The following is a 13,318-nucleotide window of genomic DNA, read 5'->3' as shown; positions in this document are numbered from 1 at the left end:
ATGAATGTAAGCCCTGCTTAGGAAAGCAGGACTTTCAAGGATTCATTTAGATCGTACTATGCTCCGTTCTTGCGATGATGTCATCTTGTAAATCAGGGGACAACTCGACAAAGTAGGCACTATATCCAGCAACCCGTACGATCAGTCCACGGTATTTTGAAGGATCCTTTTTAGCAGCAATCAACGTCTCTCTGTTAACAATGTTGAATTGTATATGCCACAATTTTAAATCGCACCAAGTCCGGATAAAGGAGACTAACTTCTCAGTCCCTTCTTCTCCAGTTACACACGATGGGCTTAACTTGATGTTCAATAATCTAGCCGCCCGATCTCTGAAGTTATAGTTCTTTGAGTTGAAGTTTGACATGAGAACGGCTGTAGGACCATTGATATCTGCACCATGGGATGCAGAAGATCCATCAGAAAGAGGGGTCCATGCTTTTCTGCCATTCGGTGTAGCACTAACGACTTTGCCGAAGGGAACGTGAGAAGTGAAAGGTACAAGCCTTAGATCCAGATGAACTCCAAGCTCTTTTGAGTATTTCTTTGTGAATTTCAGGGCCTCTCTGTCGACATCTTTAGCAATAGTATCGGTGTAAGAATCGTTGTTGCCATATTTAGGGGCATTCATGACCATCTCGCGAAGCGCTTCGTAGCCTTCAAAGTTACTCTTCATGGCTGCAATGAGTTCGGACATGCTTAATTTTTTATCTTCAAAGACCAGTTTCTTAACAGCCGCTAGAGAGTCGACAACCGTACCATATCCCATTAATTCGAAGTAACCTAGATCAATGCCGCCTTCGATTACTGGAGTATGCAGATCCTTACAGGTCTCCATGCAAAGGTCATGCATCAAAGAACCGAGCGGGGTAGCAAAATGATAGGGCCGCATATTGATAATAATGTGCTGTTGGATGAAAGCATGTTTCAGGAAGTTCGTTTGTTGAGCAAGATAAGCATTCCAGAACTCATCCCAAGTTTTGAAGCTACTTGGATCTCCAGTTTGAAGACCAATAATATCATCCCCAAATTTGAGCATTTTGCCATTGTAAAGCGTTAACTCTACGGTTGCGGCAAAATTCACATATGGGTTACCGCTAGTATAGGTATCGCGATTTGGCATCCTACATTCCGCACAACCTGACACCGCATAGTCATAAGCTTCTTCGAAGCAGGCACCCTTAGCAAGTAAGAGCGGTACAACTTCTTCGTCGTTGATGAGTTTAGGGAAACCGGTTCCTTCTTTAATGGTTTCCGCCACTTCAAAGAGATACCGTTCTGGAGCACGAGAATGGATCCGAGCAGCAAGGTCGGGATAATTGAGAGGGAATTCCTGCTTGGAGTTTAAGAAGATATACGTCAGGTCATTGGTAGCATCCCTACCGTCCGAGGTTTGACCACCGACGGTTACGGCTTCCCAGTGGGCATACCCTTCATTGAAAGCGCCACCTGTTGGAGAAAGATAGAGATCGATGAACTGAGCCATAGCGACCCACATGCATTCGAGTAATTCAGTCGCTTGCTCTTCATTGATACGGCCTTCTTCAAGATCTTTCTTATAATAAGGATACAAATATTGATCCATCCGACCGTTAGAAATAATCGTACCAGTTTTTTGTTCAATTCTCGAGAACATTTGCGTGAACCACTGGGATTGAACTGCTTCACGGAAATCACGAGCAGGGTTTTCCGGGACCCATTCGCATCTTTGGGCAATATCCTGTAATTCTTTTTCCCTTTTAGGGTCTGTTTCTTTTTGAGCCATCTCAGCGGCTAACTTCGCATGTCTCTTAGCCCAAAGAACGATAGCATCACAGGTGATAAGGACAGCTTCTAGAAAGGGCTTTTTCTCCATATTATCGACTGGGCTCATCGAATCAAGGCCTTCAAGCTTTTTCTGAGCTTCTTCTTTGATTCCTTTAAAACCTCTTTTTAGTATCTTTTCATAATCATGAACCCACTGGATAGAGGAACGGAAGGTAGCTGTTTCATTCACGAGAAATCTCGAATTCAAAGTGTTCTCAGGATCATATGTTAATTTAAGAGTATCTTCCGGGAGAGCTTTTGCCAAATTTTCATGAAATGTTTTGCCCTTCCAATACGGGGCAATTTCTTTAATAATAACCTGTGCATCCTCTGGAGTGATGTCAAAAGGAGACTCGACCCGGTTCGGGAGTTGTTCAATAGCGGCATCCAAGAAATCCCCGTCCAATTCAGGAAAGAGAATCCCATAGCGCCCTTGATAGCCAGCTCTTCCGACTAGAAGTTGATAATCATCAATGTAGACAGTGATATTTTCTGCAATGTGTTTTAAAGCTTTGGCCCATCTTAACACGAGGGGCTGACCTTCCGTCTCCATAAAAGATTGCGTGAAATATTTAGCTCTTTCTACGTCAATTTTAGGGCGCAGGTTTTGAAAACTCGTTAATATTTCAAAGACTCTTTCGCGGCCTGCGAAATCTTTCTTACCCAATTGTTCCTCTTGGATTCTTTGTTCATGCGGGGATAAACAACATGTCGTAGTCATATTTGTCAGTTTCTCCTTTCAAGTAGTTAAAATTTACGGTTAATATACTATTGCTTGCCTTCTCAAATCTTAGAGAACTACAGGGCGAGCAAAAACTATCGTAGAATAAATTTACCTAACGACCGTTTTCGAACTGCAGGTTAACGCTTGTTTCCGCTCTCCTATTATTTGCGCCAATCCACCATGCAGAAAGTGCACTGATCACACCCGCAAAAAGAACGTAAGCGCATAAATATTTTGGACCTCCATTTCCATATTTCAGCAATGCAGTGGCAACGATCGGGGTGATACCACTTGCGAAGATTCCCGAAAACTGATATACAAATGAGACCCCTGTGTAACGTACTTTTGCATCAAACAGTTCAGAGAATAGAGCAGCCTCTGGCCCATACACGGCAGCGTAAAAAATCCCGAATGGAATAATAATAGATAACCAGACGAGGGTATTACTCCCTCCGCCATGTCCCATAAGCCAAAACGCAGGGAAAGCTACAATGCCACAAAGAAAACTAGCAATCGTATAAATCTTAGTTCTGCCCATTCGATCAGAAAGATGACCGAAAAACGGAATAAAGAAGCACATCACTATAGCGGCTATCGTAACGCCCAGCAAGGCCTCAGTGCGGTTAATCTTAATTGTTTGTGTGAGATACGTGATTGAGAAAACACCAAAGATATTAAAGAAAACTCCATCAATATACCTAGCACCCATACCTGCAAGAATGTTGCCAGTATGAGTGTGCCACATTTCGAAAAATGGAATCTTTGCTTCGCTTTTCTTCTCCTTTACCATTTGGAACTCTGGAGTCTCGACAACGTGTGTGCGGACCCAAGACCCTACAGCAACCAGCAGAATACTAATACCGAAAGCGACACGCCATCCCCACGCCATGAATTGAGCATCTGTCGAGAAAAGGGACAATAATCCGACAACCCCTGAAGATAAACAAAGTCCTATCGAGAGCCCGATTTGTGGCAAACTTGCATAGAAACCCCGTTTAGATTCTGGCGCATATTCATAAACCATGAGCACTGAACCGCCCCATTCTCCACCCAAGCCAATCCCTTGTATTACCCTAAGAACCAACAACGAAATCGGAGCCCAGACTCCAATCTGAGCATATGTTGGAATTATGGCAACCATTACAGTAGAAAGACCCATAATCATCATTGTCAAGACAAGCATGCTTTTACGTCCAATCTTGTCTCCGAAGTGGCCAAAAAGAATTCCACCAATAGGGCGGGCTACAAATCCAACAGCAAAGGTTACATAAGCAAGCATCGTGGAAATCATTGGGTCACCTGTGGGAAAATATAGCTTGTTGAACACGAGTCCAGCGACAACACCATATAAAAAGAAATCATACCATTCAATCGTTGCACCAATAATACTGGAAATCGCTACTCGCCTGATCGCAGCCTTATTGTCACTCATATACCTACCTCCATTAAAATTAATAACTTAATTCTTGTGAGTACATGCACATTCCCTTGCAAATTCACCCCCTGCTTTCTTGGCTTAACAGCATCCGACTAGCTTTTACCTCCTCTTGCTATAGGAAAAGTTAATGATGTGTTTGCATCTTCCTATGATTGCAAAAGCTATGCCAACCCTGAAGATGCTCGAAATGCAGATAAATTTGCAAGATAGTGCAATATTTTAATAGTTTTGTGCGACTCTGCAACAAGATTCTCCGAATTGAGCAGCTTAAATACCTACTTATAGAACTTTACAGGCGTTGCGATCACGCAACGCCTGTTGTTTAGCTGCAACATATCACTTATAGAAGTGAATACTTTTTTGCCTTTCGAAATATGGTGGTTCGATCTACTTTTAAAAGTTTCGCCACTTTCGCCACTGAGCCATGAGCATCCAGTGCTTTCTTAATAAGGTTTTTTTCGTAATCAGACATTAACTCATCTAATGTTTTATTATTATCAATCATAGTAGCTGATTGATCCATATTGAAAGCATCTCGGAGCATGTAATGGGGCAAATCTGAAACATCAAGAGTCTCTTGTTCACAAGTAACAATAAGACTTTGAATAAAATTGTCCATCTCCCTCACATTGCCCGGCCATTTATAATTTTCAAAGGTTTTGCAAACTTCGTTAGTATACGTTACTTCTTTTCTGTATTTCGCATTATATTTCTCAGAAAAGAAGCGGATCAAAGGCAGAATATCCCCTCGTCTTTCCCTTAAAGGAGGTATTTGTAAAACAGCAACCCGAAGTCTATAGTATAAATCGCTTCTGAAACGGCCATGTTTAACCTCTTCTTCTAAATCCTTATTAGTTGCTGCAATAAACCGAACATCAAATTTTCTAACCTTTGTCGATCCCACACGGATCAATTCTTGATCCTGTAAGGCACGAAGTAACTTGGACTGCATTAGAAGCGGCAGCTCCCCAATCTCATCTAAGAACAAAGTCCCTTTATCAGCCATTTCAAAGAGCCCTGGTTTGCCTTTCGTATTTGCTCCTGAAAAAGCCCCCGATTCATACCCAAAAAGCTCTGATTCGATAAGGCTTTCCGGAATCGTCGAACAATCAACTTTAAAAAAAGGTTCATTTTTTCTCTGGCTATGTTCGTGTATGAGTCTGCAGAGAACATCCTTACCCGCTCCTGTTTCCCCAAGCAGTAATACCGTAGCATCGGTTTTAGCTACTTTATCCAACAAATTGATCAATTTAACCATTTCTTGACTTTCATAGACAACTGTGCTTTTTTGCATCTTCTTATCCCGATGTTGAACTTCACGAAATTTATCAATCACTTCTTGTTGATTAGCGATTTGATCTTTCAGTTGACACAGTAACGTGACATCCCGGACAAACGTTACGACTAGAGCGACCTTACCTGATTCGTCAAATACAGGATAACCATTTAAAATTACCCTTCTGCCTTCTTTTGTCACTTGAACGGAGCTTTTCTTTTGACCTGTACTTACAATCTCTGGGTTTAAGACTACATCAAAACTCCCCTGATTTCTCAAATCAGTAACGAATTTACCTATTATTTCTTCTCTTTTTAATCCTGTCAATTGTTCGTACATCTTATTAACTTTCAGTGTCTTTCCACTCGCATCTGAAACGTAGATCCCATCACTCAAAACATCCAGAATCCCTTCATGAAGTTTCTCCATATCGATCGTATCTAACAATTTACTCATAACCATTGTCCTCCAATCGTATCGTTGCAAAAACAAAACAGATTGCAACAATATTAAATAAATACTCTATTTCACAAGGTTTAAGGTTGTTAGCCCGGTAGCACTTCTTTTAGAGAATACAGATTTGTTGCAATTCTACAACGAGCTTAGCATACTTCGATAAGAAATATCAATGCTACCCAAGTATTTTTCTATTGGCATAAATCTTGCAATGTCTATCGTTCAAGTTTGTTGGGCTTGACAAAAAGGAGGATATTCATGAACATCATTGATTTTAGATTCAGACCAAATACTGAAGACACGTTGTCAGGAATCTCTAACAACCCCGCCTTCAAAGGACTTTGCGCTTCCATCGATTTTTCCAAGATGTTGCCTCAGACCGTGGAGGAAGTGGTTCAAGAACTGGATAAGCACAATGTGGTAAAAGCCGTTGTGACCGGTAGAGATTGCGAAACTACGTATGGCTCAAAATCAAATAACAAAAGTGTGATTAATTTCGTAAGTAATTTTCCAAATAAATTTATCGGTTTCGCTGGACTCGATCCTCATAAGGGCATGAGCGCTATTGAAGAAATTAAGACCGCAGTTTACGAACACAATTTAAAAGGAGCAGCGATCGATCCTTACCTTGCCCAAATTTATGTTAACGATGCCAAATACTATCCCATCTATTCCAAATGCTGCGAATTAAATATCCCGATCATAGTTACTACAGGCCCAGGCACTTTAGTGCCGAATGCCGTAATCGATCACGTTGCCCCCAGATATATTGATTTTGTCGCTAGAGATTTCCCCGAGTTAAAAATTATTATCAGTCATGGCGGATATCCTTGGGTCAATGAAATGATTATGATAGTCCAACGTAATGCCAACGTGTACCTCGAATTATCCGAATACGAATTCTTCCCTCAATCAGAAGCTTACATTCAAGCGGCCAATACAATTATTAGTGATAAAGTTCTCTATGCAAGCGCCCACCCTTTTGTGGACTTCAAAGAAGCCCTTAAGAACTATGAAAAACTTCCTTTCAAACCTAATGTTCTCGAAAAAGTGATGTGCAAGAATGCAGCCAAGGTATTGAATTTGCCTGAAGTGACAGCTTTACCGCTGTAAATACAGCATTGAATAGCCAACCCAAAGCATTATTGAAAATGTGACTAAATTCCAAATAACGGACGGTATAAAATCCCGAAATTGGAATAATATGATGAATTGGTCGCTAAATTAAGAGAACAGGTGACAGTTTATGAGCAGAAGAAGTTATGATCGTCAATTTAAGATGGCTTCAGTAAATTAGTTTTGGAATATACTCCTGTTGCAGAAATTGCAAAAGCGATATGAAGAATATCGCCTGATACTTTGAAGCCGATGTAAGAAGATAAATGGCAAAAGGACCGGAAACACCTGTGCAATAGCTATTACTTTGACGTAGTCAGCAAATGACACCCCGTTATGGGATGCCATCTCTGTCTAAAGGAACGGAACCATTGCATAGCCGCCACCAAAACTGACAGCTCCAATTTTTAGAAATACGAGAAATAGTTCAATGAGGTTCATTTTTCTTGCACTCCACTCGCATATAATACAGGTTCTTGCCAAAGCCAAGCCCGGCCAGAAACAGAAGAATCAAAACGACGTTAACGTTGGTAAAAAGCAGAAGAGTAGCCAAGAGGGCCAAGATTATATCTGAGTAATGTTTAACCGCCGTTTTCCAGGTTTTCTTAACAGAATTAAGAATCAAGGCAGTGACTCCCAGGAGAATTCCCATAAAAGCTTTATGGACAATGATATTATCCGTGAATCCCCATATAAAAAAGGTTAGAATCAGTATCAAAAAAAAAGTTGGTAGGATGGAAGAGATGGTGGCAATCATAGCGCCTAGAATACCTTTTTTTCGATAGCCAATCATCGTCGCCGAATTGACAGTAATGATCCCTGGGAGGGTCTGGGAAATAGCCATGATATCTGTCAATTCGTTATTGTCAATCCATTGTTTTAATTCGACCACTTCCTTTTGCAATATGCCTATAACAGCATAGCCTCCGCCAAAGGCTAAACAGCCGATTTTGAAGAAGACAATAAATATTTCTATAAATATTTTCATAGTTTCCCCTTTACTTCTAATTGTTTCATGAAATGGCTTTAGTAAAATAACCATTTTTTTCCTTAAATTCATTATAGTAACCGCAATTCCGAAATAAGTTTATAAATGACGCGTAGACAAGTTAATTTAGACGAGTTTCAGAAACAGCATCTTAACCTCATGATTCAACGTATTTGCATACCATATTCTATAATTATTATTTATTCCAAAAAGCCATTTCCAAAAACGCTTTGCTTGAATTTTCCGCGTGTTTTTTCGCAACTGCATCAGCCATAGAGCTATCATGGCTACGCAGCGCTTCAATGATCTCATTGTGTTCCGTCCATATTTCTTCAGGTCGGCCTAGTTTAGAATTTGCCTCTTGCATGAATTTTGTAATATATTCGTGTAAAGTTTTGATTAAATTGTACAACCTTGGGCTATCAGCAGCTCTATAGATTATTTCATGAAACTTATCGTTTAATTGGTTAGATTTTTTAAAATTTCCTTTTTCTTGTTCATTCGAAATCTCCTTAGCTATCGATCCTAAACGTTCAACTTCTTCGGGTATAATTTTAGTAGCTGCAATACTGCTCATAAGCGCTTCCAAAGACGTTCTTATGAGCAGTATCTCTACAATATCCACTTTAGTGAATCCAGAAACCACGACCCCTTTCCGTGGGATATGAGTGACTAACCTTTCTATTTCAAGCTTGCGAATTGCTTCGCGCACCGGAGTTCTACTAACCTCCAGTTGTTCTGCAATAATACGTTCAACCAGCCTCTGTCCCGGTTCTAGTTTTTTATCAAGAATGGCATTTCTCAGAATTACAAACACTGAATTACAGATATGACCCATGTCATCAAATTTAACGGGTAAAAACCGATGTTCCACTTCCTTCTCCCCTTTAGAATTTATGTCCTTGATAGATTAAATTACGTTAGTTTGATAGTAAAAGGCCAAAAACAGTATACCGTTTGTCAAGACACAATTTTTACAATTTAAGATTCATAAGGACAAAGCGAGGCCACTAACTACATGAGTGAATTGCAAAAAATACAAGCTTTTTTGATATAATTTGCTGTGTTAAAATTCGGCTTATGCAGTAACTTAAGGTGTTACCTAACTAAACATAATTCTATGGTAAACGACAAGGTGGAACTATGAGTTTGAGCAAATGTGGGATGATACAAAGCACTATACAGAGATGAAATGACAAAAAGGAGCATCGCGAATCAAAGCCTGAGCCTCTTTAGTTTCTAATCCTACTTAATGTTTCTCTGTAATTACTTAGAATAACATCTAATATTTGACTTTCGATTATGACTCCTGAATCTATCAAAGATTTACGTTCTTTTATTTTGATCATGCTTAAGTGCAATTCTTCGACTTGCTTTAATAGTTTCTCGATTTCAGACATATATTTGCCCTCCTCCATTAGATTGGGAATAATGTGCTAATCTGAATAATACTTCTACAATTATTTCTCAATTGAGCGTTAAGCTAGATGTTGATTCAATTTTTACCTTAAACAGAGAAGAGGTTTCAAAATCATGTACGTCCTAATTTCAAAATGTTGCTTATCTTCCTTAATTTGGGATTTAGACTTTATTGATAAGGAAATTGTTCTCTATCTAATAATTTATGACTAAATTTATACCCTACAATTCTTAATGAGTACCCTTGGTATACCTAAGAAAATATCCACTTCATTCTCCGTATCCGTCTAAAGCACACGACACCATCCATCAACATTTTTCTATGCTAACCCACAAAAATTATGGTGAGATTGTTGTAATAAACTCACAAAGACTTATATCTTAAATGTGGCTACTTTACTCATCAAATCTTGGGCAATATCTAATAACTCTTTTGACATTAACGTAATTGTTTCTATTGACGCCAATTGCTCTTCGGATGATGTTGAGACTTCTTGCATGCTAGTGGATGCTTGTTCCATTACTACTGAAATATTACTTGATTCATTCTCCACGTGTTTTGCCTGGCTATTGACTCCGATTAATGCTGATGCTATCTGCTTCGAGTTTTCTACTTCTTCTATCACCGAAACAAATATCTGATCAAAGCTTATCTTAGTCTTTACTCCAATATTACATAATTCTTCAATAATGGATTTAACATCTGCAAGTTTATTAACCGTAATACCAACTTTGCTATCAATCTTACGAACGATAGTTTCTATTTCCTTAGTCGAAGTTCTAGATTGTTCGGCAAGTTTACGGATTTCTTCTGCCACAACAGCAAAGCCACGTCCATGATCTCCTGCCCTAGCTGCCTCAATCGAAGCGTTCAGGGCAAGCAAATTGGTTTTTCCAGCAATCGCATTAATTACCCCAACAATATTTTGGATTTCACTTGTCATTATTACTAACTCTTGAACAGATTCGGCTACATCCTCAGCGATTTTGTTGTTTTGGATTATTTTTTGGTTCTGTAACTCAACCACCTGTTGTCCATTTTCGGCAAGCTTCAAGGATTCTTTAGCCTGTTCTGCCCCTTTGCCCGTCATCAGAGCGGCTTCTTTAACTAGTGATGTTACATTAGAAATTGCATTATTTAAGTTTTGAATCATTTCTGACTGCGAAATATTTCCTTGTGCCATTTCACTAATAGTTGTAACTACTTGAGTAAGAGTTAAGTCAGTTTCTTTGGTCGTGGCTGCTAACTGTTGTGAATTTAAAGTCAAAGTAGTTGCGAGTTCTTGTACCCTCTTAATTAACTGTCCAAGGCTATAACTCATTGTCCTAAAGTCTTTGGCAAGCAATCCAATTTCATCTTTAGTCTCAATACTTAGCTTAAATTCAGTTAAGTCACCATTGGCAATCTTATGTGCTACATTCGATAATTCAACTAATGGTTTTGTAAAACTCCCTGAAATATAAAGACCTAAAGCAATTAGGATCAGCAATACAATACCGAGCATAACTATAAGATTATAAAAAAGAGATAGGCTTGCACCCATAGCAACATTGTATGGCGTTTCAACACAAATAAGCCAGCTCGTGTTTTTGTCATGTATATAACTAGCTATTACCTTCTGCCCTTGTTCATTAGTAGCTTCTAAAGTATTATCGTCGCCTGCTAATGCTGCCTTTATGTAAGGAAGTTTACTCAAATCCGTTTGTTTTGTTGCATATTGAATATTCGGATGGGCAAGTACTTTACCATCTTTTGAAACCACATACACAAGTGAACCGTTTTGTGAAAGTTCTTTAACAAAATTACTAATTTGAGCAACTTCAATGCTAGCAGTTAGTGCCCCCACAATTTTATCTGTTCCGTTTTCCCTGACAGGAGTAGAGATAAAGACTATTAGATGCCCAGTAGCTTTAGAAACGAGGATTTCAGAAACATACTCCTCACTGCCTTTTATAGCTTCCTTAAAATAATCCCTGTCATTTACTTTTTGTAAGGCATCGTTGTTGCTTTTGACTATTTGTTGTCCGTTTACATCAACAAGTGTTATAAGTAGGTCAGGATTTACCTTTGTCGTGTCAACAAGCAGTGTCTTCGTTTTCTCGATATTCAATGAACGAATATCAGTCTGCTGAGACATTAGCTTTAATGTAGTAAAGTCATTCTTAATCAAATCGTCAATCTGAACTTGTGCGGTACTAGCTTTATCATGCGCAATTTGATAACTTGCTTTCCGGGTATTGCTATTGAATGAAATTATTGATATAGCAGAAAACAATAACAAGGGTATAAGACTTGTCGATAAAATAATCAGAAAAAGCTTTGTCCTAAGTTTCAAATATCATTCGCCCCCTTATATTGCCATTACTCAAAGAAATTTATCTATTTATACGAAGACTCATTGCTATGTGTACTAGCCTTTACGAAGTTTGCCCTTTGTCTTAGACAATTGAAGAGCCAATTTTTTGATTTTAAAAGTTTATCTCCCCCTAGAAATTCGATATTTATCATTTACGATTAATCAATTTTATTACCCTTTTAGTGTTACCATTTATGAGGCATGTTTCCCTTTTCACATTAATCATTAATAACGAAGAGTAGGCCGCAAAACCAACTCTTCGTTATTATCAAATAAAACAATCTTATTTTTCCCGCTCGTTGTTTTCTGGTTTATTCTAGATATTAACACCATTCTGATAAGTAACATTTTCCCCAGAGTCCAAACTCTTCGTCGGATCTACCAAGAATATTGAGATAGTGCCCAGCAATAACAATCCAACTCCAACATAGAAAGGATAGCTCCATGAACCGGTATATTTAAGAAGGTAACCAAAGACCATTGGGCTGATAATACCGGCTAAGCCGAATCCCGTATTCATCATACCTGAAGCAGAACCTGAGAATTTTTTGCCACCAACATCCATGGAAGTAGCCCAGAGATTAGCATTGGCAAGTTCAAGAAAGAAGAACGCTCCGGCTAAAAACCATACTGCAGCGATACCACTGTTTGTGTTTAAACCCAACCATACCAAAGCGCTTGCCATGGGGAAGGCAACAGCAATCGGAAGTCGACGGGCAAGACGCAAATTACCATTAACTTTATATATGAAGTCGGAAACCCAACCACCGAGAAGATCACCAAAAATACCAAGTGTAAGTGGAAGCGAGGCATAGAAACCCATGTTCAGAATACTAAAATGTCTTTGTCCAGTCAGGTAGGTAGGCATCCAGGTCAAGTATATCCAAAGACTATATCCGTAACAGAAATCTGTAAAGACCAGCATCCACATATTCTTGTTACACAGTAACGCTTTCCATGGTAACTTTTCAGCTTTTTTCTCTTCAACACCTGAGGGTTTCTCCTCACGAAATGAAATCCAGAAGAGAAGTGCCCATATAAGTCCTAGGGCTCCTAAGAAGTAAAAAGGTGCTCTCCAGTTCCATTTGATCATAATAAACACTACAATTGGTGGAGCGATTGCACCTCCGAAACGAGAAGCCGCATGAGTCAGTCCTTGCATAAATCCATTTTTTTCCTGTCCGTATAATCCCCTAATAGCTCTTGTCGCAACAGGAAAACCACCCGCCTCACCAAACCCGAAAGCTAATCGGTAGATAAAGAGCGAGATAAAACTCCAAGCTTGTCCCGTAGCGATGCAAAATAGAGACCACCAAGCCATTAAACCTGTCAGCACTTTGCGCGGTCCGAACTTATCGCCTAAGGACCCACCAACCATTTGTAGTAGTGCATACGGATAAGCAAAGGCGGAGAAGATAAGCCCCATTGTTCCCGCATCGAATTTAAACTCTTTCATCATTGACGGAGCCGTAATTGAGATTATTACTCTGTCTAAGTAGGAAATAAGGAAAAGCAGACAAATCAGGGTAAGTAAATAATATTTCTTGCCTTTTGTCATATAATATACCTCCATTAATTCTTATTCCCGTTTGAAATACCAACGACGTTTAAACTCATGCAGGACTTAGTGAAAGTTTGCACACTCATTAAGAATTATACCCCTGAATAAGTGAGTACATTTATCTTACGGCAACTACTAGGCCTCCCAGACAGAGTTACTCTTAATGCAGCTAAACTT

At 39.2% G+C, this 13,318-nt stretch carries 10 protein-coding genes; 1 reads left to right on the top strand and 9 read right to left on the bottom strand.

Going from position 1 to position 13,318, the window contains the following annotated elements; all coding sequences use genetic code 11:
• Positions 1-46: 46 nt before the first annotated feature.
• From VZF35_RS21085 to VZF35_RS21075, 3 genes are all read right to left on the bottom strand, one after another.
• Entirely contained in the window at positions 47-2,527 is a 2,481-nt protein-coding gene (locus VZF35_RS21085; protein WP_407308204.1) for a (2S)-3-sulfopropanediol dehydratase, read from the bottom strand.
• 115 nt (positions 2,528-2,642) lie between these two features.
• Positions 2,643-3,962, bottom strand: coding sequence for an MFS transporter (locus VZF35_RS21080; protein ID WP_407308202.1), 1,320 nt, complete (start codon positions 3,960-3,962; stop codon positions 2,643-2,645).
• Between the two features lie 346 nt (positions 3,963-4,308).
• Entirely contained in the window at positions 4,309-5,700 is a 1,392-nt protein-coding gene (locus tag VZF35_RS21075) for a sigma-54 interaction domain-containing protein (RefSeq protein WP_407308200.1), read from the bottom strand.
• A 258-nt stretch (positions 5,701-5,958) separates the two neighbouring features.
• Here VZF35_RS21075 and VZF35_RS21070 point away from each other — a divergent pair, with 258 nt between their 5' ends.
• Positions 5,959-6,813: an amidohydrolase family protein gene (locus VZF35_RS21070; RefSeq protein WP_407308198.1), complete on the top strand. Its 855-nt coding sequence runs from the start codon at positions 5,959-5,961 to the stop codon at positions 6,811-6,813.
• Positions 6,814-7,170: 357 nt separating this feature from the next.
• Here VZF35_RS21070 and VZF35_RS21065 read toward each other — a convergent pair whose 3' ends face one another.
• From VZF35_RS21065 to VZF35_RS21040, 6 genes are all read right to left on the bottom strand, one after another.
• Positions 7,171-7,257 (bottom strand): chromate transporter, encoded by an 87-nt coding sequence (locus tag VZF35_RS21065; RefSeq protein WP_407314770.1) that lies wholly within the window; start codon positions 7,255-7,257, stop codon positions 7,171-7,173.
• Positions 7,244-7,804, bottom strand: a complete 561-nt coding sequence (locus VZF35_RS21060) for a chromate transporter (protein ID WP_407308196.1) — start codon at positions 7,802-7,804, stop codon at positions 7,244-7,246. The genes VZF35_RS21065 and VZF35_RS21060 overlap by 14 nt, the downstream gene beginning before the upstream one ends.
• Before the next feature lie 196 nt (positions 7,805-8,000).
• Positions 8,001-8,678 (bottom strand): GntR family transcriptional regulator, encoded by a 678-nt coding sequence (locus VZF35_RS21055; RefSeq protein ID WP_407308193.1) that lies wholly within the window; start codon positions 8,676-8,678, stop codon positions 8,001-8,003.
• Positions 8,679-9,036: 358 nt separating this feature from the next.
• A complete protein-coding gene (locus tag VZF35_RS21050; RefSeq protein WP_407308191.1) occupies positions 9,037-9,204 on the bottom strand; it encodes an aspartyl-phosphate phosphatase Spo0E family protein in 168 nt (55 codons plus the stop codon).
• A 393-nt stretch (positions 9,205-9,597) separates the two neighbouring features.
• Entirely contained in the window at positions 9,598-11,559 is a 1,962-nt protein-coding gene (locus VZF35_RS21045) for a methyl-accepting chemotaxis protein (RefSeq protein ID WP_407308189.1), read from the bottom strand.
• Positions 11,560-11,896: 337 nt separating this feature from the next.
• Positions 11,897-13,138, bottom strand: coding sequence for an MFS transporter (locus VZF35_RS21040; protein WP_407308187.1), 1,242 nt, complete (start codon positions 13,136-13,138; stop codon positions 11,897-11,899).
• Positions 13,139-13,318: the final 180 nt, after the last annotated feature.

The organism is Desulfosporosinus paludis, from assembly GCF_045689965.1.
GTDB lineage: Bacteria > Bacillota > Desulfitobacteriia > Desulfitobacteriales > Desulfitobacteriaceae > Desulfosporosinus > Desulfosporosinus paludis.
Note: the sequence above shows the minus strand (reverse complement) of the source record. Positions and strands in the feature narration are given on the sequence as shown.